The organism is Streptomyces sp. NPDC002176 (assembly GCF_044903645.1).
Classification (GTDB): Bacteria; Actinomycetota; Actinomycetes; order Streptomycetales; family Streptomycetaceae; genus Streptomyces.
This window is the reverse complement of record NZ_JBJDQW010000001.1, coordinates 748,477-771,076: the sequence shown is the minus strand read 5'-3', so window position 1 is coordinate 771,076 and position 22,600 is coordinate 748,477. Positions and strand designations below refer to the sequence as shown.

The following is a 22,600-nucleotide window of genomic DNA, read 5'->3' as shown; positions in this document are numbered from 1 at the left end:
ACTCGCCTATCGGGCCGCGTCGGTGCTCGCGCTGACCACCTTGTTCAGCCGGTGCATCCGCGTCGCCAGGCTCATCCGGCCCTCCAGGCGGAAAGCAGGCGGGCGCCGCCCGTCCACGTCGGTGAAGCCGTACTCGGCCGCCAGGTCGCCGGTGCTCAGCACCTGGCCCGAGCGCTCCATGACGTCCGGGTCGGTGAGCAGCGCGGCGACCGCGCGGCCCACGTACTCGGGCGAGTGCACCACCGACGCCGGGCCGCTGCCCATCGCCTCCCAGGCCGCCTCCACCCGCTCGGTCCGCACGAAACCCGGATGCAGGGACACCGCGGCCACCCCGCGCTTGCGCAGGTCGGCGGCCATGCCCCGGCACATGCGGTCGGCGGCCGACTTGAAGACGTCGTAGCCGACCTGGCCGAGGTAGATGTCGCCGTCGGAGAAGCTGATGCCCACCACCAGACCGCTCCGCTGTGGCAGCATCAGCCGGACCAGCTTGCGCGTCACGTCGTACTGCCCGCGCAGCGACGCCTCGAACAACTCGTAGCGCCAGAGCGGCTGTTCCCAGAACGGGGCGTCGAAGCGGACCTCGGCGGACCGCTCGTACCCGCCCCAGGCGTTGTTGACCAGGAGGTCGAGACGGCCGTGGTCGCTCTCCACCCGTTCGGCCAGAGCCGTGTTGTCCGCCGCCACCCCGTGGTCGCAGCGCAGCGCGATGCCCTTGCCGCCGCGCCGGGTCACCTCCTCCGCGGTGTCCTCGACCGTGCCGGGCATGTCCTCGGTGCGCTCACCGGTCCGGCTGCTGCGCCCCGTGACGTACACGGTCGCGCCCGCCTCGCCGAGAGCGAGGGCGATGCCGCGGCCCACGCCCCGGCTGGCCCCGGTGACCACGGCCACCTTTCCGCCCAGATCCGGGGAATTCCGTCCGTCGTCCACGCCAGTGTGTCCCTTCCGTCGATGCCGATCGTGCTGCGCCCGCGCCGGGCGGTCCGCTCAGCCGAGGTGTTCGGCGGCGTACTCGAGGCTGGCCAGGTAGGCGGCCGTGTCGTCCACGCGGGGCACGCCGTAGCGCTCGCGCAGTTCGGGCATGGAGGTGGGAAGGACGCCGCCGCAGCACCGGGTGACCTCGCTGACGTCCCGGAGCACCGAGAGGTAGGAGCGGGTCATCGGGGCGGTCCTGGCCAGGGCGTCCGCGTCGATGCCGTCGGCGTCCACCAGCGGCGGCAGGGTCAGCGCCCGGCCGCGGTCGGCCGCGTGCTTGGCGAGCACGTGCAGACAGGTCTCCACGTCCATCGCCTCCGGGCCGTACGTCACCCAGAACTCGCCCTCGTCATCACCGAGTTCGATGGCCCGCAGAACGGCCTGCGACAGCAGGTCCTGCGGTACGAAGTCCATGCGGATGCCGGGGTGTACGGGAACGTAGGGCGCCCGCCCCCGGCCCAGCCAGTCCGACATCAGCTGGACGATCTGGCCCCGTGAGGTCCAGCCCGTGGTCGAGTCGCCGATGAGGTTCGTGGGCCGGAACACCGTGTGCGGCAGTCCGCTGTCCCTCAGCACCTGCTCCGCCCGGTGCTTGGAACGGATGTAGTTGACGCAGACGTTGTCCTCGCTCAGCGGTACGGGTGCGTCCGGGGCGAGCGCGGCGACGAAGGCCGTGCTCATGAAGTGGACGACGGCGCCGCTCCGTTCGGCGAACTCGGCGACCCGCCGGGTGCCCTCGATGTTGATCGGCTCGTAGCGCTCGGCGGGCAGACCCCACTCGGTCAGGCCCGCCGAGTGGATGACGACATCGACCTCGGCGGCCAGCGCGGCGTAGCTGTCCGCGTCCAGGCCGAAGCGGTCGGCGCACAGGTCCAGGGCGAGCGGCGCTTCCCGCGCCTCGGGGACCGGAGCGCTGTGCGTGGCGGCGATGATCCGGGGCCCGGACGGTCCGTTCTCCCGCAGGATGCTGCGCCCCACCACCCCGGAGGCTCCGGTGAGCAGGATCGTGCGACGGGCCGTCATACCCGTGACTCCTTCCAGTTCATCAGGCGGGTCACCGCGTGGGCGCCGACGTAGAGGGCGGGCTCGGGCGGGAAGTTCGCGGGCGGCTTGCGCCGCTCGTCGTCCACGAAGAGCAGCCGCGAGTAGTCGGTGTCCTTGCCGAGGGCGAGGTCCCTGAGCACCTTGCCGCCCGTGTGGGTCGCGGCGATCCCGTTCCCGCAGTAGCCGTACCCGTAGAGGATGTTGCCGCCGCCCAGGGTGCCGAAGTGGGGGGCGTAGTCCCGTACGACGTCTGCGGTGCCCCCGTAGGCGTAGGTGAACTCGACGTCGGCCCACATCGGGAAGAAGCGGAGGAACTCCTCGTGGATGCGCCGGTAGACCTCCGGGCGGTTCATGTTCCGCTGCCGCTTGTCCCCGCCGAAGTAGTACGGAGCGGGGCCACCGGCGAACATGACGCGGTTGTCGTGGGTGAAACGGGCGCAGGTGAGCAGCGACTTGGCCTCGACCATGCCCTCCCGCCCGGCCCACGCCACGCGGGCGAGCTGGGCGTCGGTGAGGGGTTCGCTCACCATCGCGTACGTCCAGATCGGCACGACCTTCCTGCGGAACGGCGGGAAGGCGGACATGTGGACGTTGGTGGCGAGGACCACCTTGTCCGCCTTCACCCGGCCCCCGGCGGTGACCACGGTGGGCCGGACGCCGGGTTCGACACGCAGGCAGGGCGACTGGTCGTAGATCGTGACGCCCTTGTCGCGGACCACCCGGGCGATGCCGCGCGCCAGCTTGAACGGGTTCACCAGGGCCCCGCCGGTGCGCATGCTGCCGATCACCGCGGGCGATCCGATGACGGCCTGGGACTCCTCGCGCGGCAGGACCTCCGCCCGCGCCGCCCCCATCCGCTCGGCGAGGTCCCGGTCCTGCTCCAGCCGCCTGAGCTGTGCGGTGTCGGTCGCGACCATCAGGTAGTCGTTGGCCTCGTACTCCGCGTCGACGCGGTTCCTGCGCAGGAACCTGCCGATCTCCAGGATCGACCGGCCCACCGCCTGCGAGGCGTCCAGGGCCCGCCGCAGACCGAACTCCTTGACCAGGGCCTGGATGTCCTTGCCGATGGTGGGGGTGACGAAGCCGTCGGCACGGCCCGACGCCCCGTAGCCGGAGTGGTTCGCCTCCACGATCCGGATGTCGAGCGCGGGCTCGGCCTCCTTCAGGAAGTAGGAGGTCCACAGTCCGGTGAAGCCGCCTCCGACGATGCAGACGTCACAGTCGACGGTGTCCCGCAGCGGGGCTCCGGGGGTGACCTGTTCGGAGTCGTGCCAGTAGACGACGTGCTTGTATGCGTTCACTTCAGTGCTCCTCAACAGGTCCACCTGCGGGGCTGTCGGCCGCCGGGCTCCCGGACCGCTCCTCACACGGCTTCGAGGATCATCCGGGACAGGCCGAGGTGGCGGTTGGCGAAGTGGGTCACCGTCGAGCCCAGGTAGCGCTCGTAGTCGGCGACGTTCTGCTCACCGGCCAGCTCCACGGCGCGGGGCCGGTCGGCCCGCAGGCGGTCCAGCCACTCCTGGCAGGTGCGGCTGTAGTGGTCCGGATCGTTGCGCAGGCGCACCATGTCGAACCGCTTCTCGGCCGCCTCGACGACCTCGGACAGGGCCGGGATCTCGGACTCCGGGAAAATGGTGTCCATGATGAACAGCAGGTCCCGGACGGTCTGCTTGTCCATCCGGACGTTGTTGCCCTTGATGTTGGTCTGCAGGGCGAGCCGTCCGCCCTTCGGCAGCCACTCCCGGCAGCGGTCGAAGAACTCCCGGTAGGCCGAGACGCGTTCCGCGCGGGTCAGACCGGTGCGGGCGAAGTGCTCGAAGGCGCCGATGGAGATGATGGCGTCGTACGGCTCCTCCGGCTGGTGGTCGAGCCAGTTCTCCACGCGCACCTCGGTGCCCGGCAGACCGGTCTCGCGCAGCCACTCGGCCTGGCTGTCGCTGAGCGTGAGGCCCGTCGCGTGCCGCACCCCGTGGGTGTTGACCAGGCGGTCGAGCAGGCTGCCCCAGCCGCAGCCCACGTCGAGGACCCGGTCGGCGCCGGGGGCGCGGGCCCCCTCGATCAGCCAGTCGAGCTTGCGTTCCTGGGCCTTCTCCAGCGTGTCGGTGGGATCGCCGCCGTCCCAGAGGGCGCAGGTGTAGGTGCGGCCGGCGTCCAGCCACAGGGCGAAGAAGTCGTTCGACAGGTCGTAGTGGTGCCGGATCGACTCCGCCGTGGCGCCCTGGTAACCGGTGGCCGTCACGCGGCCTCTCCGCTCTTCGCGCTCTCCTCCGCGAGCCGCACGAGGTCCGCGACCGTCTTGACACCGGCGGCCTTGCTCTCGTCGAACTCGATGCCGAGGTCGTCCTCGATGGAGTAGACGATGTCCGCGATCTGCAGACTCGAAAGACCCACGGCGTCGAACGAAGTGTCCGCATTGAGCGTGTAGGAATCCGCCTTGCTGCCGATCTTCTTGGCGATACGGGCGCAGACCTCTTCAGAAGTGATCACGGGATGCCCTTTCCGGTGCGAGCTGGTGATGTCGGCGAGTTCCTGTGACACGCGACCCCGCCGCACCGCCGGAGAGAGCCGGTGGAGGGTTCGGGGGCGGTGGGACGGCCGCGAGTCACGCCGCGGCAAGTTCTGGCCAACGCAGGAGGGTTGTCAGCGTACCCAGGTGGCCGACGCGAGAATATTGCCCTTTAGGGTAATGATCATTTTCGGCGAATTTCCTGCTGGCGAAATCGCGCGGGAGGTGTTTTGCTAGCTCGCGGCTCACCCTGACGGGGGCGGTGTGCCGATGGCCGGCCGTATATCGTGGCCGCTTGCCGCTGCGCCGCTCCCGACCTCTCCATTTCGCACCAGGACCGAGGAGATGAGAATGGCGGAAGTGCGCCTTGCGGCGGGAACGGTGGAGTACCAGGACACCGGCGGCACGGGCCCGGTGGTGGTCCTGCTGCACGGCGTCGCGATGGACGGTTCCCTGTGGCGCAACGTGGTGTCGTCCCTGAGTGCGGACTTCCGCTGTGTGGTCCCGACGCTGCCCCTCGGTGGCCACCGCACGCCCATGCGGCCGGACGCCGACCTGTCGATCCCCGGCGTGGCCCGGCTCGTCGCGGAGTTCCTCGACGAACTGGACCTGAGCGACGTCACCCTGGTGATGAGCGACTGGGGAGGGGCGCAGGCCCTGGTCGCGCTGGGCCTGGACCAGCGGATCGGCCGACTCGTGATCACGTCCTGCGAGGCGTTCGACAACTTCCCGCCAGGTGTGCCGGGTTCGAACCTGTACATGTCGGCGAAGATGCCGGGAGGCATCAACCTCGCCTTCAAGCTGCTCAAGGCGAAGCCGATGCGGCGACTGCCCATGACCTGGGGCTGGATGACCAAGCGACCCGTCCCGCCCGAGGTGATGGACGCCTGGTTCGCGCCCCTGTGGGGCTCGGCGGAGATCCGCCGGGACCTGCGCAAGTACGTGCTGGGAGTCCCGCCCAAGGAGGAACTCCTCAACTGGGCGGAGAAGCTGCGGGACTTCGACCGGCCGGCGCTGGTGGTCTGGGCCACCGAGGACAAGGTGATGCCGGTCGAGCACGGGCGCAGGCTCGCCGAGCTGCTGCCCAAGAGCGAACTGGTGGAGATCGCCGACAGCTACACCCTCATCCCCGAGGACCAGCCGGAACGCCTCGCCGAGCACATCAGGTCGTTCCTGCTCACGGGGAAGGCCGCCGCCTGACTCCGCGGCGCTGATCGGGAAGCCGGTGCCTCAGGGCACCGGTGCGCGGAGGGTTCACCCGGGCACGGCCCGTGGCCCGGGGTGACGGGGGCGCTGGGGGGCCCACGGGCGGAAACGTATGACTGAGACCGGACGTACACCCCGTCCGGGGGCCGTGCCGAGCGGTAGGACAGCGGGCCGGGCGGCCCGGAAATCCGGTCACGAGACCGGTGGGGGTGCGTCGATGCCGTCGGCCCTCGGGACGTCCCGGTACGGAGCCGACCGGTCCCAGGGGGATGCCGGACCGCGTCTCGCGCAGGCGTCCTGACCGGGCGGCGAACGGCGCGACACGACCGAGCCGGGACAGCACTGTGCCCCAGCCGAAGAGCGGGACCCTCCCCAGCCACTCCCGTGCGCGGGAGCGTGGCGAGAAGCGAGCGCGGAGCGATGACGTGGAGGTTGACATGACGGACGCCAGGGACGCGGCCGGTCCGCTGGGCGGGCGGAGCGGCTCCCTCGGGGAGCGGCTGGCCGCACTGCGGTCGGAAGACCGCCATCCGGTCCTGCTGCGCCTGGTGCGGGAGAAGACCGCCGAACTCCTCGGCGTCGGCCCCGAGGACGTCGCACCCGACCTCGCCTACCGCGACTTCGGCTACAACTCCCTGGCCGCCATGGAGTTGACGAACAGTCTGAGCATGGCCAGCGGACTGGACCTGCCCCTCACCCTGCTCTTCGACCACCCGACGCCCACCGAAGTGGCGTACCAGCTAAGGGCGTTGCTGGGCTTCGCCCCCGAAGCCGCCGAAACGGCCGAGGCCGACGCCGAGCCAGAGGCGGCTCACGACAGCGCCGACGACCCCGTGGCCGTGGTCGGCATGGCGTGCCGCTACCCCGGAGGCATCGCCTCGCCCGCCGACCTGTGGGAGGTCGTGGCCGCCGGGCGGGACGTGATCGCGGACTTCCCCACCGACCGGGGCTGGGACCTGGACGGCCTCTTCTCCGACGACCCGGAGCAGCCGGGCACGAGCTACGCCCGTACCGGCGGATTCCTCGACTCGGCCGCCGACATCGACGCCGACTTCTTCGCGATCTCCCGGCGCGAGGCCCTCGCGATGGACCCGCAGCAGCGGCTGCTCCTGCAGACCATGTGGGAGTCGCTGGAGAACGCCGGGATCGACCCCACCGCCCTGCGCAAGTCCCCGACCGGCGTCTACATCGGCAGCAGCGGCCAGGACTACGAGCAGGTGGCCCGCTCCGGACCGCGGGAACTGGAGGGCTACTGGGGGATAGGCTCGGCGGGCAGCGTGCTGTCCGGCCGCATCGCGTACACCTTCGGCTTCGAGGGTCCCGCCCTCACCGTCGACACGGCCTGCTCGTCCTCCCTGGTGAGCGTGCACCTGGCCGCCCAGGCGCTGCGCGGCGGCGAGTGCTCCCTCGCCCTGGCAGGCGGTGCCGCGGTGATGGCGACACCCAAGGTGTTCACGGAGTTCAGCAGACAGCGCGCGCTCTCCCCGGACGGGCGGTGCAGGTCCTACGCCGAGGCGGCCGACGGCACCGGCTGGTCCGAGGGCGTCGGCGTGCTCGTCCTGGAGCGCCTCAGCGACGCGCGTCGGCACGGCCACCGCGTCCTCGCCCTCATCCCCGGCTCGGCCGTCAACCAGGACGGCGCGAGCAATGGTCTGACGGCCCCGAACGGCCCCTCGCAGCGCCGGGTGGTGCGGCAGGCGCTGGCCTCCGCCGGACTCCGCCCCGGTGACATCGACGCGGTGGAGGGGCACGGTACCGGTACGAAGCTCGGCGACCCCATCGAGATCGACGCGCTCGCCTCGGTCTTCGGCGAGGACCGTCCCGCCGACAGTCCGCTGCGGCTCGGATCGCTGAAGTCCAACATCGGCCACAGCCAGGCCGCCGCGGGCGTCGGCGGCCTCATCAAGATGATCATGGGGCTGCGCCACGAGGTGCTGCCCCGCACCCTGCACGTCGACCGGCCGACCCCCGAGGCGGACTGGACGAACGGAGCGGTCTCCCTGCTGACCGAGGCGGCGCCGTGGCCGCGAGGCGGACGGGTCCGGCGGGCCGGGGTGTCGGCGTTCGGCGTCGGCGGCACCAACGCGCACGTCATCGTGACGGAGCCGCCCGAGGACCAGCCGGTGCCCCGAGCCCCTTCGGCCGGGGGCGCCGGACTGCCCGTCGTGCCGTGGCTGCTGTCCGCCAAGACCCCGGCCGCCCTGCGGGACCAGGCCGACCGGCTGCACACCCACCTCACCGCCCGGCCCGAGACCGGCGCCGTCGAGGTGGGGGCCGCGCTGGCGCTGACCCGGACCCACTTCGAACACCGGGCCTGTGTCACCGGGGCCACCCGTGCCGACCTCCTCGGCGCCGTGGCCGCTCTCGCCCGCGGCGAGACCCCCGAGGGGTCCGCCGCGGGACGGGCCCGCACCGGCGGCGGAACCGTCTTCGTCTTTCCCGGGCAGGGTTCCCAGTGGCTCGGCATGGGCGGCGAACTCGCCGCGGCACACCCGGTCTTCGCCGCCCGACTGCGCGCCTGCGCCGACGCGCTCGCGCCCCACGTGGACTGGTCGCTCGACGACGTGCTGCGCGGCGCGCCGGGCGCGCCCGAGCTGGACCGTGTGGATGTCGTACAGCCCGCCCTGTTCGCCGTCATGGTCTCGCTCGCCGCGCTCTGGCAGCACCACGGGGTCGTCCCGGACGTCGTCGTCGGGCACTCGCAGGGCGAGATCGCGGCCGCCCACGTCGCCGGGGGACTCTCGCTCGAGGACGCCGCCCGCATCGTGGCGCTGCGCAGCCGGGCCATCGCCACCACCATGGCGGGGCAGGGTGGCATGGCGTCGGTCGCGGCATCGGCCGACGAGGTCGCGCCCCTGCTCGAGCACTGGGGCGGACGCGTCTGCGTGGCGGCCGTGAACGGGCCGTCCTCCGTGACCGTATCCGGCGACCCGGCCGCCCTCGACGAACTCCTCGCCCGGTGCGCCGCCGACGACGTCTGGGCCCGGCGTGTCCCCGTCGACTACGCCTCGCACTCCCCGCAGGTCGCCGCCGTGAAGGACTGGATCGCCGACGCCCTGGCCCCGCTCGCGCCCCGGTCCGGCGAGATCCGCTTCCACTCCACGGTCACCGCCGCCGAACTGGACACCGCGCGGCTCGACGTCGACTACTGGTACCGGAACCTGCGCCGGACGGTCCGCTTCGAAGAGGTCTTGCGGGACCTCCTCGCCCAGGGGCACACCACGTTCATCGAGGTGAGCCCGCACCCCATCCTCACGGTCGCGATGGAGCAGACGGTGGAGGCGACGGGCGGCTCCGCCGCCGTGCTGGGCTCGGCCCGCCGGGACGCCGAACTCGCCCGCTTCACCACCGCGTTGGCCGAGGCGCACACGCACGGAGCGCCGGTGGCCTGGGACACGGTGTTCGACCCCGCCGAGGCGCGCCGCACGGAACTCCCCACGTACGCCTTCCAGGCGACCCGGCACTGGGCCACCCCGCGCACCGGCACGAGCGACGTCACCGGGGCGGGCCTCAGACGCACCGGGCACGCGCTGCTCACCGCGGCCACCGAGCTGGCGGAGGGCCACGGGTGGCTGCTGACCGGCCGGGTCTCCCGGGCCTCGCACACCTGGCTGGACGACCACGCGGTGCACGGCACCGTCCTCCTGCCCGGCACCGCCTTCGTGGACATGGCCGCGCAGGCGGCCGAGCTGACCGGCTGTGACACGGTGGGCGAGCTGACCCTGGAGGAGCCGCTGGTCCTCGCGGACGAGCAGGCCAGGGACATACAGGCGACGGTGGGGGCGCCCGACGGGACGGGACGGCGAACGCTGGCCGTGTACTCCCGCTCTTCCGACAGCGCCCCCGAGGAGCCATGGACCCGGCACGCCGGAGGCCACCTCGCGGTGACACCGCTGCCCGACTCACCGGCGCCACCCCCGGCGGCCGGACCCCCGCCCGGCGCCACACCGGTGGACATCGACGCCCTCTACGACGGCCTCGCCGACCGGGGCTTCGACTACGGCCCCGCCTTTCAGGGGCTGCGCGCGGCCTGGCGGTACCCGGGAGGGCTGATCGCGGAGGTCGACACCACGGCGGACGCCGACGGTTTCCGCGTACACCCCGCGCTGCTCGACGCGGCGTTCCACGCCGAGCTGAGCGAACTCCCCGCTCCCGAGGGCGGGTCGGGGCGCGTGTGGCTGCCCTTCACGTGGTCGGGCGTACGGATCACCGGTCCGGGCGCGACCCGGCTGCGGGTGACGCTCAGCACGCGGGGGGAGGGGGTCGTGGCCATGACCGCGACCGACGAGAACGGTTCCCCGGTGGTGTCCGTCGACTCGGTGGTGGCCCGCCCGGTCTCCGCGCCCGGAGCCGGGTTCCCGAGCCCGGCCGCGCAGACCCTGTTCCGGCTGGAGTGGCAGCCCGTGCCGACCGCGACCGCGCCGATGCGCTCGGGCGCCACGACGGCGGTGCTGGGCACACCCGAGAGCGCCCGCGCCGTCCCGGACGACGCGGACGCCACTGTGTACCCCGACCTGACCGCCCTCATCGCGGCCCTCGACGCCGGTGCCCCCGTGCCGGACACCGTGATCGCCCCCGAACCCGCCCCGCCGGTCACACCGGACGCGGCCGAGGTCCGCGCCCTCGCGCACCGCACGCTCGCCCTGCTCCAGGGCTGGCTGGCCGACGAGCGCCTCGCGGGCTCCCGGCTCGTCCTCGTCACCCGTGACGCCGTCGCCGTCGGCGCGGACACCACCGCCGTCCGTCCCGGCCTCGCACCCCTGTGGGGGCTGGTACGCGCCGCCCAGTCCGAGCACCCCGGACGGTTCGCCCTCGTGGACCTCGACGGCACGCCGGGCCCCGTACCCGCCGCGCTGCTCGCCGGAGCCGAGCCGCAACTCGCCGTGCGGGACGGTGTCGTCCACGTACCCCGCGTCGTGCGCGCCCGCGTCGCGGACGAAGCCGGACCGCTGCCCTTCGACCCGGACGGCACCGTGCTCGTCACCGGCGGGTCCAGCGGCATCGGCGCCCAGGTGGCCCGGCACCTCGCCGCCGAGCACGGCGCCCGGCACCTCCTCCTGGCGAGCCGACGCGGCGAGGCCGCCGACGGGGCCGCCGAACTCGCCGCCGAGCTACGCGCCTTGGGCGCCGACGTCACCCTCGCCGCGTGCGACCTCGCCGAGCACGACGAGGTGGCCCGGCTCCTCGCCGCCGTCCCGCGGGCACACCCGCTCACCTCGGTGATCCACTCCGCCGGAGTGCTGGACGACGCCCTCGTCGAAGCCCTCACCCCCGACCGCCTCGACCGCGTCCTGCGGTCCAAGGTGGACGCCGTACTCCAGCTGCACCAGCTCACGGCGGACGCCCCGCTGCGGTCCTTCGTGGTCTTCTCCTCCGTGGCGGGCACCCTCGGCGGCCCCGGGCAGGGCAACTACGCCGCCGCCAACACCTTCCTCGACACCTTCGCGCAGTGGCGGCGGGCGCAGGGGCTGCCCGGCACCTCGCTCGCCTGGGGACTCTGGGCACGGGCGAGCGCCATGACCCGGCACCTCGAAGGAGCCGGAGTGGCCCAGCTCGGCAGGTCGGGACTCGCCCCGCTGGCGACCGACGAGGCGCTGCGCCTCTTCGACACCGTGCACGGCACGGACGACGCGCTGCTCCTGCCCGCCCGGCTCGACCTGGCCGCACTGCGCTCCCTGGCCCGCGAGGGCGCCCTTCCCCCCGTCCTCACGCTGCTCGTCCCCGCCTCGGCGAGCCCGGCCCGGGCCCGCCCGGCCGCCCTGCTCACCCGGCTCGCGGCCACCCCGCCCGAGAAGCGCGACGCGCTCCTCGAACGGGTGGTGGCCGACGAACTGGCCGCGGTCCTGGGCGAGTCGGACACCGACGCGATCGATCCGGAACGGCCCTTCCGGGACATGGGGCTCGACTCGCTCGGCGCGGTCCGGCTGCGCAACCGGCTCGGTCAGGCCACCGGGCTCACGCTGCCCTCCACCCTCGTCTTCAGCCATCCCCGGGTGCCGGTGCTCGCCGCTCATCTGCGGACCCTGCTGGAGCGGGACGCCGAACCCGACGGCACGCGACAGACAGCGGGCGCCCCCGACGTGTACGAGGGTCTCGACCGGCTCGCCGCGCTCCTCCCCACGGTCCCGGCCGCCGACGCCGAGGCCGTCGGTGCCCGGCTGCGGTCCCTGATCGCCGCGCTGCGGGACCGCGAGCCGCGCGGCGGAACCGACCCCGGGCTGCTGGTCGAGAACGCCACCGCCGACGAGATCTTCGACCTGATCGACAACGACCTGGGGGTGGCCTGAGCCATGCCGGACGACGACAGGACACTGCGGTATCTCAAGCGCGTACTCGAAGAACTCCGGCGCAGCCGCGAGGAGTTGGCGCAGATCCGGCAGCGCGTGGAGGAGCCGGTCGCGATCGTCGGCATGGCCTGCCGCTACCCGGGCGGCATCACGTCCGCCGACGAGCTGTGGGACGCCGTGATCCGGGAGCGTGACGTCGTCGGCGACTTCCCGGACGACCGGGGCTGGGACCTCTCCCGCCTCTTCCACGACGACCCGGACCATCCCGGGACCACGTACACCCGCTCCGGCGGATTCCTCGACGGGGCGACCGAGTTCGACGCCGAGTTCTTCGGCATCGGGCACGTCGAGGCCCTCGCCATGGACCCGCAGCAGAGACTGCTCCTGGAGACCGTCTGGGAGTGCCTGGAGAACGCCGGTGTCGACCCCGGCACGCTGCGCGGCTCCCGTACGGGCGTGTACGTCGGTACGACCGGCCAGGACTACGCCCAGCTCGCCCGGTCCGGTCCGAGCGACCTGGAGGGCTACTGGGGGATCGGCTCGGCGGGCAGTGTCCTGTCGGGGCGGCTCTCCTACGCGCTGGGCTTCGAGGGCCCCGCCCTCACCATCGACACGGCCTGCTCCTCGTCCCTGGTCGGTGTGCACCTGGCGGCGCAGGCACTGCGCGCCGGTGAGTGCGACCTCGCCGTCGCGGGCGGTGTGACGGTGATGTCCACGCCCGGTGTGTTCACCGAGTTCAGCAGGCAGCGCGGCCTCTCGCCGAGCGGCCGGTGCCGGTCCTTCGCCGGGGCGGCCGACGGCACCGGCTGGAGCGAGGGCGCCGGGGTCGTCCTCCTGGAGCGGCTCGGCGAGGCCCGGCGCAACGGACACCGGGTGCTGGCCGTCGTCCAGGGCTCGGCCGTCAACCAGGACGGCGCCAGCAACGGCCTGACCGCACCCAACGGCACCGCCCAGCAGCGCGTCATCGGCCAGGCGCTGGCCGCGGCCCGGCTGCGCCCCGCGGACGTCGACGCCGTGGAGGGCCACGGCACCGGCACCTCGCTCGGCGACCCCATCGAGGCCGAGGCGCTGAACGCCGCCTACGGCCGCGAGCGCGGCGGCACACCTCCCCTCCGGCTCGGCTCGCTGAAGTCCAACCTCGGGCACACCCAGGCGGCCGCCGGGGTCGGCGGCCTCATCAAGATGGTGCAGGCGCTGCGCCACGAAGTGCTGCCCCGGACCCTGCACGTGGACCGGCCCACCCCCGAGGCCGACTGGTCCGGCGGTGTCCGGCTGCTCACCGAGCCCGTGCCCTGGCCGCGCGGAGAGCGGGTCCGCCGGGCCGGTGTCTCCTCCTTCGGCATCAGCGGCACCAACGCCCACGTCATCGTGGAGGAAGCCCCCGGGGAGGCACCCGAGGAGGCACCCGACGAAGCGGCCGAGGTCGCGGGCCAGGTCGAGTACGCCCCGCCCGTGATCCCCTGGGTGCTCTCCGCCCGCACCCCCGCCGCCCTGTGCGGCCAGGCCCGCCGCCTGCACACCCACCTCACCGCGCACCCCGGCACCGCGCCCGCCGAGGTCGGCGCCGCGCTGGCCCGCACCAGGAGCCGCTTCGAGCACCGCGCGGTCGTCATCGGCGCCGGACAGGACGAACTCCTCGCCGCCCTCGCCGGTCTGGGCGAGGGGGAACTACCGGCCCGTGCCGTCCGGGGCGCCGCCACCGGTGTCCGCAGGACGGCCTTCCTGTTCTCGGGGCAGGGCTCGCAGCGCGCCGGAACGGGACGCGAACTCCTCGCCACTCAACCGGTGTTCGCGGAGGCGCTGGAGGCGGTGTGCGACGCGCTGGACGGTCGGCTGCCGACCCCGCTGCGGGAGGTGATGTTCGCCGCCGAGGGCACCGAGCAGGCGGCCCTGCTGCACCGTACCGGCTACACCCAGCCGGCCCTGTTCGCCCTGGAAGTCGCCCTGTACCGGCTCGTGGAGTCGTGGGGCACGACCCCCGACTTCCTGCTCGGGCACTCGGTCGGTGAACTGGCCGCCGCCCATGTCGCCGGAATCCTCTCGCTCGCCGACGCCGGCACCCTGGTCGCCGCCCGCGGCACGCTGATGCAGGCGCTGCCGACCGGCGGCGGGATGGTCGCCGTGCGGGCGTCGGAGGACGAGGTGCGCGCGAGCCTCGCAGGGCACGCGTCGTTGGCGGTGGCAGCCGTCAACGGCCCGCGCTCCGTCGTCGTGTCGGGAACCGTCGAGGACCTCGACCGCTGGACGGCGGGCTGGCGGGAACAGGGCCGCCGCGTCCGCGAGCTGCGGGTGAGCCACGCCTTCCACTCGTCCCTCGTACAGCCCATGCTCGGCCCGTTCGCCGAGATCGCGGGCGGCCTTAGCTACCGGGCGCCGCGCATCCCCCTCGTCTCCACCGTCACCGGCGCCCTCGCCGACCCGGCCGCCCTCGCCACCCCCGACTACTGGGTGGCGCAGGCCGCGCGGCCGGTCCGTTTCCTGGACGGCGTCCGCGCTCTGGAGCACGCGGGAGTGTCCGCCTTCCTGGAGCTGGGACCGGCCGGGGTGCTCACCGGCATGGCGCAGGACTGTCTGGCGGACCCCACGGCAGCGGTGCTCGTCTCCGCGCTCGACGGGAACGACGGCGACGCCGGGAACGACGCGGAGCCCGTATCGCTGGTGACCGCGCTCGCCGAACTGCATGTCCAGGGCGCGGGCGGCGACCTGACGGGCCTGTTCCCGCCCGGGGCGGGCCGGGGGGTGAGCCTGCCCACCTACGCCTTCCAGCGGCGTCGGCACTGGATCGACGTGCCGCGGACCGCACCCGCGCAGGAACACCCGGACACCGGTGCGTCCCTACCGGACCGGCCCGCCGAGGAACACGCCGCTCCCGCGCCGACACCTGACGTCCTCGGACTCGTCCGGGCCCAGGCGGCGCTCGTCCTCGGCTACGACGACGCCACGGCCGTCGCCCCGGACAAGACCCTGCTGCAGCTCGGCATCGACTCACTGGGTGCGGTCCGGCTCCAGCGGCGGCTGGCCCAGGTCACCGGACTCGACCTGCCCGCGACGCTGCTCGTGGACCACCCGACGCCACGGGCGATCGCGGACCATCTGCGGCTGCTGACCGGCGCCGACGGACCGGCGACGCGGGAGCCCCCGGCCGACGAGGGCCCCGCCGCGCTCCTGAGAGCCGCCCACGCCAGGGGTGAACTCCCGTATACAGTACCGAGGTTGCGGCAGGCCGCCGCCGGACTTCCCTCCCTCTCGGGCCGCCCCGCCGCCCCGCCCAGGCCCGTGCTGCTCTCCGACGGACCCGCGGAGCCCGCCGTGGTGTGCGTGCCGTCGTTCCTGGCCGGATCGGGCCCCCACCAGTTCGCGCGGTTCGCCGCGGGCTTCCGGCACCGGCTGCGCATGTCGGCGCTCGCCCTGCCCGGCATCGGCGCCGACTCGGGCCCGGTGCCCGGTACTTGGGGGAGCGCGCTGGACACCTTGGCCGACGCGGCCCTCGCGACCGCGTCCGGCGCCCCGGTGCTGCTCGCCGGGCACTCCATCGGCGGGGCCCTCGCGCACGCCGTCGCCGCCCGCCTCGAGCGCGACGGGCACGAGGTCGCGGGAGTCGTCCTCATCGACACCTACGAGCCCGAACCCGGGCAGCAGAGCGCGGTGTTCGGCTGGGCCATGGGGCACATCCTGTCCGGGGAGGAGACGTCGGCGGTCGTGGACGACGCGGCCGTCCTGGCCATGGGCGGCTATCTGCGCCTCTTCGACGACTGGACCGCCGACCCGCTCGCCGCGCCCGCCCTGCTGCTGGCCGCCGAGCACGGCCCCGACGCACCGGACAGCGGGGCCTGGCGCCTCTGGCAGGCGGCCGACACGGTCACACGTGTCCCGGGCGACCACTTCTCGCTCCTCGAGGAACACGCCGCCGACACGGCACGGACGGTCGAGGACTGGCTTCGAAAGGAACGCTCATGCAGCCCGTCGGCATAGTCGACTTCGGCAGCTATCTGCCCGAGAACGTCGTGGGACCGGAGTTCTTCCACGACGCGGACGCCCCGGTGGACCCGTTCGCCAACGCCCCGCTGTTCAAGGTCCCCGCGACCCGGCACCACGTCGCACCGGACGAGCGTGCCTCCGACATGATCGCGAAGGCCGCCCGGCCCCTCTTCGAGCGGCACGGCGGGACACCCGCGGTGGACGTGCTCCTCACCAACGTCCTGCTCCCGGACGAGCCGTTCATGGGCGTCGGCGCCCAGGCCGCCCATCGGCTCGGCATCGACCCCGCGTGGATCGTGGACCTGCACAACGCGGGCTGTGCCTCGTTCATGTACATGCTCCAGCTGGCCCAGAAGCTCATGGCCGACGGCACCGCCCGCACCGCCCTGATCGCCAACGTGCAGAACACCGCGGGGCAGATGTTCGCCCAGTCCGAGGTGCGCAAGCGTCCCCACGCCGCGATCCCCGGCGACGGCTGCGGGGTCGCCCTCCTCCAGGCGGGCGGGGGTTCGCCGATCCTCGGGGTACGCAGGCGCAACACCCCCGAGTACGCCGTCGATCTGGGGCTGGCGGCATCGGACGGGCGCAAGTACTGGGAGCCCGGCGCCGGACAGACGGACATCTGGTTCGACGCGGAGAAGCAGAAGGAGATCCTCGACCGCGGCAACCGGCTCGTACCCGAACTCGTCCGGGAACTCTGCGCCGACCTCGGTGAGAAGCCGTCCGACATCGACGTCCTCGTCACCAACCAGCCGAACCGGATCTTCCTCCGGAACTGGCAGCAGGCGCTGGACCTCGACGCCAAGCGGCACCTCGACACCTTCGACCGCCTGGGCAACCTCTACGGCGCGGCGGTACCCGTCACCCTCGACCTGGCCGCACGCGCCGGGGTACTGCACGACGGCGACCTCGTCGTCATGTCGGGGTTCGCCCACGCCGGGGACTTCGCCGCCGCGGCCGCGGTGCGCTGGAACGGCGCCTCATGAGCGGCACCGGAACGGGCGTCGCCACGGAGGACTTCGACGTCGTCGTCGTGGGCGCGCGGTGCGCCGGAGCCACCCTCGGCGCCCTCCTCGCCCGCCGGGGCCTGAGGGTCGCCGTGCTCGACAAGGCCGCGCGCATCCGCTCCACGCTCTCCTCGAACATCCTCCAGGCCGATTCCCTCGCCTTCCTGCACCGCCTCGGCGTCATGGACGAGCTGCGGGCGGCCGGAGCCACCACGATGAGCCATGTCGACATGCGTCTGGAGGAGTTCCGCGCGGTGGCCGCCTTCCCGCAGCGGGACGGGGACGTCGGCGGCGCGGCCTGCATCCGCCGGGAGGTGCTCGACCCGGTGCTCGTCGGCGCGGCGCGCACCGCGGGCGCGGAGGTCCGGCTCGGCACCCGCGTGCTCGGGGTGATCCGCGAGGGCGGCCGGGTCGCGGGGGTCCGGACCGTGACCGGCGGCACCGAGTCCGTGCTGCGCGCCCGGCTCGTCGTGGGCGCCGACGGCCGCACCTCCACGATCGCCGAGGCATGCGGTTCCCGCATGTACCACGTCAGCCCCGGCGAACGCAGCTACTACTGGACCTACTTCGAGGGCGCCGACCTCGGGAAGCGCCCCACCTTCGTCTTCCACCGCTGGGGTGACCGGCACATGCTCGGCGGCCCCGCCGACAACGGCCGCTACATCGTGGGCGTCTCCCCGGAGCGGCACGAGCGCGCGTCGTTCCGCGCCGACCTCGAAGGGGCCGTCGCGGCGCACATCGCGCGCTGCGCGCCCATCGCCGAGGCCGTGGCGGGCGCCCGCCGGGTCGACAGGATCTACGGCGTCCGCCGCTTCTACGGGTACTTCCGGGAGGCGTCCGGCGCGGGCTGGGTGCTGCTCGGCGACGCGGGGCACTTCAAGGACCCGGCGGGCGGCCGCGGCATCGGGGACGCCTTCCACCAGGCGGACCGGCTGGCCGCGGCCATCGGCTCGACGCTCCCCGCCACGGCCGAACTCGACCGCGCCATCGCCGAGTTCGGCCGGTGGCGGGACCGCACCTATGCCGAGTACTACGGGCTGGCCGCGGACCTCGGTGTCGCGGGACCCATCGCGGGTGTCGTCCCCCAAGTCGTGCGCACGCTGCACGCCAAGGGCCGGATGGACAACGTACTGAACCTGCTCAGCCACCGGGCCTCCGTCCTGGACGTCCTCACACCCGGCCGGGTCCTGGGCGCCACCGGCGCGGCACTGTGGCGCGGCCGGGGCGGACGCCGCGCCTGCGTGGACGAGCTCGCCCGGCTCGCCGCGACGGAGATCCGCCGCCGCAGGGCGATGCGCACGCCCGTCTACGAGAACGCCCCTCACGTGGGCCCCGTCCAGCAGGACTCGCTCGAACCGGAGCCGACCAGATGACCCGTACCCTCCCGTCCGCGAACACCCCGCCGACCCTGCCGCCGCCCGGTGTCCGGCTGGACTTCGAGCAGACCGTGCCGCGCGCGCTGGCACACCGCAGGCAGATCGGCGAGGTGTTCGTCGCCGACTCCGCGCGGAGTTCGGCCGACGACTTCCACCTGTCCTTCCAGCTGCCGCGCGCGCACAGCCTGTGGTCCGACCGGGACCCCGCGCACCATGACCCGTTCGCGTCCGCCGAAGCCGCCCGGCAGGCCATCTTCGTCCTGCTGCACCGGTACGTGGGCGTGCCCGTGGGCAGCCCCTTCAGCCTCCAGCGGATCGCGCTGCGGGTCGACGACCCGCTGGCCTACGTGGACGACGGGTCCACCCCGCTCCAGGGCTACCTGCACTTCCGCGTCGCCGAACGGCAGGGCAAGGGCTCGGACGTGGTCGGCATGGTCCTCGAGGGCGTCATGGAGATCGCCGGCCGCCGCGCGATGACCCTCAGCGCGGTCCTCGCCTTCATGTCGCAGGAGGACTACGACGTCTTCCGGGCCTTCCAACGGGCGCGGAAGCCGGTGGCGGACGCCCGGTCGACCCCCGCGCGGCCGCTCGCGCCGGTACGCGTCGGCCGCGAGCTGCGGCGCAACGTGGTCATCGCCTCGCCGGACCCGGACCCCACCGGGCCCGGCGACGGCAGGGCCCGCTATCTGCTCGCCGCCGACCTGAGCCACCCCGCCTTCTTCGACCACGAGTACGACCACGTGCCCGGCCCGTTGATGGTCGAGGGCCTGCGGCAGGCGGCCGTCGCGGCGGCCTGCCGCAGCGGGGCCCTCGCCTCGCCGTCCGCCCTGTCGGTCGGCTGCGAGGCGTCCTTCCTGGACTTCGCCGAGTTCGAAGCGGACCTCACCTACGAGGCGGACGTCCAGCCGCTCGCCCCGGACGGCCGCCTGCCGGTGACCGTCCGGCTGCGCCAGTTCGGCGCGACGGTCGTCGAGGGGCGTGTCGACCTGCTGCCGTCCACCGGAACACCGTCCCACCCCCGCGCTCACGACCTCGGAGTCTGAATTCATGTCACTGGAACCCACACAGCGGCGGGTGGCCGTGGTCGGCGGCGGCATCGCGGGCCTGACCGCCGCCCTCCGCCTCGAACTGCTCGGCCACGACGTCGAGGTCATCGAGGCCGACAGCACGCTCGGCGGCCGGTTCGGCCTGGACAAGCTCGGCGACCGGCCGGTGATGACCGGCGGCAAGAACATCGGCCGCGAGTACCACACCTTCCGCTGGTTCACCGCGGAACTCGGCTGCGACGCCTACGACAGCTTCGGGTACAACGCCTCCCGCATCAAGGACGGCCAACTCCTGACGATCGACAGCGAGCGCCGCGGCCAGACCCTGAAGAACATCCGGCGCATGGGCTCGGCCCGGGACTTCGCCCGGCTGGCGTCCATGGCGGCCCGCATCCGCGCCGACCGGCGCAACCGCTTCCTCGGCTCCCGCTACTTCACCGGCGTCTCCCGCAAGCACGACCACGCCCCGCTCAGCGAGTTCTTCGGCCCCGAGCTGACGGACACGCTGATACGGCCCATGGTGATCCGGAACAACGGAGCCGAGCCGCACGAGGTCCACCCCGGCACCTTCGGCACCAACATCGCCATGCTGCTGGACCACTACGATCAGCTCTCGGGCGGCATCCAGCCCGTGCTGGAGGCGTTCGCCAAGCGGGTGCCGGTCAGGCTCGACGCGCGCGTGACGGACCTCGAGATCCGCGACGGCAAGGTCACGGGCCTGCGGATCTCCGAGGCCGGGGCCGAGCCGAGGACCACCGACTACGACGCCGTCGTACTGGCCACCCCCGCCTACGCCACCGCCGAGATCGTCCGCTCGGCCCGGCCCCGACTCGCGGGCAGGCTGGCCGACGTCAGGTACTTCCCGTCGACCGTGGTCCTCGTCGAGTACGACCGGGACATCTTCACCCACGAGGTGCGCGCGCTCGCCATGGACGACGGGCCGTGCACCAACGCCGGTTCGTACGGCCAGGAGGAACGCCACATCGTCCGGTACACGTACAGCGGCTCCGAGGGCAGGCTCACCGACCTCGGCCCGGAGAACATCGACCGGCTCACGAGCCGCACCGAGGAGCGGCTGCGCACCCACCTGGGCGCCCCGCGCGCCGAGCGGGTCAACCTCCTGGTCAAGCACTGGAAGGCCGCCTACAGCGGTTACCTGCCCTATCACGCCGAGTTCCTGGCCGAGGTCCGCGAGAGCGTCGCGGGGATCGCCGGGCTGGAACTGGCGGGCGACTACATCCAGGGAGTGTCCATCGAGGGCTGCGCACGGACGGGCCGCGCGGCCGCCGGGCGGATCGCCGACCACCTCGGCTCGCCGCGGCGCACCGCATGAGCGGCGGCAAGTGGGCCGTGGTCAGCGGCGCCTCCTCGGGCATCGGCGAACACCTCGCCCAGGGCCTCGCCGCCCGCGGCCACGACCTGTGGCTCGTCGCGCGCGGCACCGCCGCCCTGGAGCGGATCGCCCAGGAACTGCGGGACCGACATCGCGTCACCGTCCACGTCCGAACCTGCGACCTCGCCGACCCGGTCGCGCGCGACGCGCTGACGGAGGAACTCGCCGCGGAACCGGTGTCGGTGCTCTGCGCCAACGCCGGGTTCCCGACCTGCGGGCCGCTCAGCACCAACGACCCGGCCAGGGAGAGCGCCGAGGTCCAGGTCAACGTCGTCGCGCTGCACGCCCTCACCCAGGCCCTGCTGCCCGGGATGCTGGCGCGCGGGCACGGCCGAATCCTCGTCACCGGCTCCACCGCGGGCTGCCAGCCCGTACCGACCGCGGCGACCTACGCGGCGACCAAGGCGTTCGCCAACAGCTTCGCCGAGTCGCTCCACGTCGAGCTGCGCGGCACCGGGGTGACCTGCACCCTGCTCGCCCCCGGCCCCGTACGCACCAACTTCTACGCGGAAGGAGGCATGCGGGACCTCCAGAAGAACCCGCTCCTCGCCTGGCTCACCCCCCGCCGCGTCGCCGAGGCGGGCCTGCGCGGCATGGCGGAAGGGCGCCGGGTGGTCGTGCCCGGCCCGGTGGCGAAGGCCCAGTACCTCGCGGGCCGCCACCTTCCCCGCACGCTGCTCTTCCCCGTGCTCGGCAGGACCGTTCTGCCCCTGTTCCGCAGGGCGGGCACCACCGCGCACCCTCAATCGGTCAACTCCCGGAAAGTGTGAAGCACATGGACGGCAGAAAGCATCGCTGGTTCATCCTGGCCGCGTCCCTGATCCCGCTGCTCGCGGTCTTCGGCGCCATGGGCCTGCTGTGGAACGAGATCTTCAACTGGTCGGACGTGGTCGTCCTGGTCATCATGTACGCCGTCTCCGGCTTCGGGATCTCCGCCGGTTACCACCGCATGCTCACCCACCGCTCGTTCGAGACGTACAAGCCCATCCGCTACGCCCTCGCGACGGCGGGCGTGATGGCCGGGCAGGGCCCGCCGCTGATCTGGGCCGCCCACCACCGCAAGCACCACCGCGTCGCCGACAAGCCGGGCGACCCGCACTCCCCGCACCTGGACTTCGAACCGGGCTTCAAGGGCACCATGGCCGGGCTGTGGCACGCCCACCTCGGCTGGCTCTTCGACGTCGACCTCAGCTCCGACCCGATGCGCTACTGCCCCGACCTGGTCCGTGAGAAGCCCCTGCGCTGGCTGAGCGAGAACATGGTGCTGGTCATCGCCGCCAGCGTGGTGCTGCCCGGCCTCATCGCCTTCGGCATCACCGGCGGCTCGGTGCGGGCCGGGCTCACCGGCCTGCTGTGGGGCGGCCTCGTCCGGATCTTCCTGATCAACCACATGACGTACGCCGTCAACTCGGTGGGCCATGTCTTCGGACGCCGCCGCTTCGACACCACCGACGAGTCGCGCAACGTGGCCTGGCTGTCCGTCCCCTCGTTCGGCGAGGCGTGGCACAACAACCACCACGCCTTCCCGCGCTCGGCCCGCCACGGCATGAAGTGGTACGAGATCGACCTCTCCGCCATCCTCATCTGGAGCCTGGAGAAGACCGGCCTGGCCTGGAAGGTCATCCGTATCGACCCCGAGCGGATGACCATGCGCGAGGCCAACGTCAGCCGGGTCGAGGCGGCGTCGACGGACAAGCGGCGCCTCCTGGAGTCCCAGCAGGCCCTGGCCCCCATGGCCGAGCGGCGCCACGACGCCGACGCCTCCCTCGTGGATGTGGAGTAGGA

General features: G+C 73.2%; 14 protein-coding genes. 9 read left to right on the top strand and 5 right to left on the bottom strand.

Annotated features, from left to right (window positions below; genetic code table 11):
* Positions 1-6: 6 nt before the first annotated feature.
* From ACI2LY_RS03340 to ACI2LY_RS03320, 5 genes are all read right to left on the bottom strand, one after another.
* The gene (locus ACI2LY_RS03340; RefSeq protein ID WP_404705616.1) at positions 7-927 is read right to left on the bottom strand and encodes an SDR family NAD(P)-dependent oxidoreductase; all 921 of its coding nucleotides are present in this window, start codon (positions 925-927) and stop codon (positions 7-9) included.
* A 57-nt stretch (positions 928-984) separates the two neighbouring features.
* A complete protein-coding gene (locus ACI2LY_RS03335; protein WP_404705615.1) occupies positions 985-1,995 on the bottom strand; it encodes an SDR family oxidoreductase in 1,011 nt (336 codons plus the stop codon).
* Positions 1,992-3,317 carry an NAD(P)/FAD-dependent oxidoreductase gene (locus ACI2LY_RS03330; RefSeq protein ID WP_404705614.1) on the bottom strand — a complete coding sequence of 442 codons (1,326 nt, stop codon included), beginning with the start codon at positions 3,315-3,317 and terminating at the stop codon, positions 1,992-1,994. Before ACI2LY_RS03330 ends, ACI2LY_RS03335 begins: the two co-directional genes overlap by 4 nt.
* Positions 3,318-3,379: 62 nt before the next feature.
* Positions 3,380-4,255 (bottom strand): class I SAM-dependent methyltransferase, encoded by an 876-nt coding sequence (locus tag ACI2LY_RS03325; protein WP_404705613.1) that lies wholly within the window; start codon positions 4,253-4,255, stop codon positions 3,380-3,382.
* Positions 4,252-4,503: an acyl carrier protein gene (locus ACI2LY_RS03320; RefSeq protein WP_404705612.1), complete on the bottom strand. Its 252-nt coding sequence runs from the start codon at positions 4,501-4,503 to the stop codon at positions 4,252-4,254. Before ACI2LY_RS03320 ends, ACI2LY_RS03325 begins: the two co-directional genes overlap by 4 nt.
* Positions 4,504-4,873: 370 nt before the next feature.
* Between ACI2LY_RS03320 and ACI2LY_RS03315 the strand changes: the two genes are divergently transcribed.
* The 9 genes from ACI2LY_RS03315 to ACI2LY_RS03275 all read left to right on the top strand — a co-directional run bounded on the left by ACI2LY_RS03315 (position 4,874) and on the right by ACI2LY_RS03275 (position 22,598).
* On the top strand, positions 4,874-5,722 hold the full coding sequence (locus tag ACI2LY_RS03315; protein WP_404705611.1) for an alpha/beta fold hydrolase: 849 nt from the start codon (positions 4,874-4,876) through the stop codon (positions 5,720-5,722).
* Between the two features lie 443 nt (positions 5,723-6,165).
* Positions 6,166-12,015 carry an SDR family NAD(P)-dependent oxidoreductase gene (locus tag ACI2LY_RS03310; protein ID WP_404705610.1) on the top strand — a complete coding sequence of 1,950 codons (5,850 nt, stop codon included), beginning with the start codon at positions 6,166-6,168 and terminating at the stop codon, positions 12,013-12,015.
* 3 nt (positions 12,016-12,018) lie between these two features.
* Complete coding sequence (locus tag ACI2LY_RS03305) at positions 12,019-15,987, top strand: type I polyketide synthase (protein WP_404705609.1); 3,969 nt, start codon at positions 12,019-12,021, stop codon at positions 15,985-15,987.
* Positions 15,969-16,979 (top strand): 3-oxoacyl-ACP synthase III family protein, encoded by a 1,011-nt coding sequence (locus ACI2LY_RS03300; protein WP_404705608.1) that lies wholly within the window; start codon positions 15,969-15,971, stop codon positions 16,977-16,979. Before ACI2LY_RS03305 ends, ACI2LY_RS03300 begins: the two co-directional genes overlap by 19 nt.
* The gene (locus ACI2LY_RS03295; protein ID WP_404705607.1) at positions 16,976-18,373 is read left to right on the top strand and encodes an NAD(P)/FAD-dependent oxidoreductase; all 1,398 of its coding nucleotides are present in this window, start codon (positions 16,976-16,978) and stop codon (positions 18,371-18,373) included. Before ACI2LY_RS03300 ends, ACI2LY_RS03295 begins: the two co-directional genes overlap by 4 nt.
* Positions 18,370-19,419, top strand: a complete 1,050-nt coding sequence (locus ACI2LY_RS03290; protein WP_404705606.1) for an AfsA-related hotdog domain-containing protein — start codon at positions 18,370-18,372, stop codon at positions 19,417-19,419. The genes ACI2LY_RS03295 and ACI2LY_RS03290 overlap by 4 nt, the downstream gene beginning before the upstream one ends.
* A gap of 4 nt (positions 19,420-19,423) precedes the next feature.
* Positions 19,424-20,755: a protoporphyrinogen/coproporphyrinogen oxidase gene (locus ACI2LY_RS03285; RefSeq protein ID WP_404705605.1), complete on the top strand. Its 1,332-nt coding sequence runs from the start codon at positions 19,424-19,426 to the stop codon at positions 20,753-20,755.
* Positions 20,752-21,585, top strand: coding sequence for an SDR family NAD(P)-dependent oxidoreductase (locus tag ACI2LY_RS03280; protein ID WP_404705604.1), 834 nt, complete (start codon positions 20,752-20,754; stop codon positions 21,583-21,585). Before ACI2LY_RS03285 ends, ACI2LY_RS03280 begins: the two co-directional genes overlap by 4 nt.
* Positions 21,586-21,590: 5 nt before the next feature.
* Complete coding sequence (locus tag ACI2LY_RS03275; RefSeq protein ID WP_404705603.1) at positions 21,591-22,598, top strand: acyl-CoA desaturase; 1,008 nt, start codon at positions 21,591-21,593, stop codon at positions 22,596-22,598.
* Positions 22,599-22,600: the final 2 nt, after the last annotated feature.

Coding starts and splice junctions, on each gene's coding strand:
- ACI2LY_RS03335 (WP_404705615.1), bottom strand. CDS start 1,995: ATGACGGCCCGTCGCACGATCCTGCTCACCGGAGCCTCCGGGGTGGTG.
- ACI2LY_RS03315 (WP_404705611.1), top strand. CDS start 4,874: ATGGCGGAAGTGCGCCTTGCGGCGGGAACGGTGGAGTACCAGGACACC.
- ACI2LY_RS03310 (WP_404705610.1), top strand. CDS start 6,166: ATGACGGACGCCAGGGACGCGGCCGGTCCGCTGGGCGGGCGGAGCGGC.
- ACI2LY_RS03305 (WP_404705609.1), top strand. CDS start 12,019: ATGCCGGACGACGACAGGACACTGCGGTATCTCAAGCGCGTACTCGAA.
- ACI2LY_RS03300 (WP_404705608.1), top strand. CDS start 15,969: ATGCAGCCCGTCGGCATAGTCGACTTCGGCAGCTATCTGCCCGAGAAC.
- ACI2LY_RS03295 (WP_404705607.1), top strand. CDS start 16,976: ATGAGCGGCACCGGAACGGGCGTCGCCACGGAGGACTTCGACGTCGTC.
- ACI2LY_RS03290 (WP_404705606.1), top strand. CDS start 18,370: ATGACCCGTACCCTCCCGTCCGCGAACACCCCGCCGACCCTGCCGCCG.
- ACI2LY_RS03285 (WP_404705605.1), top strand. CDS start 19,424: ATGTCACTGGAACCCACACAGCGGCGGGTGGCCGTGGTCGGCGGCGGC.
- ACI2LY_RS03280 (WP_404705604.1), top strand. CDS start 20,752: ATGAGCGGCGGCAAGTGGGCCGTGGTCAGCGGCGCCTCCTCGGGCATC.
- ACI2LY_RS03275 (WP_404705603.1), top strand. CDS start 21,591: ATGGACGGCAGAAAGCATCGCTGGTTCATCCTGGCCGCGTCCCTGATC.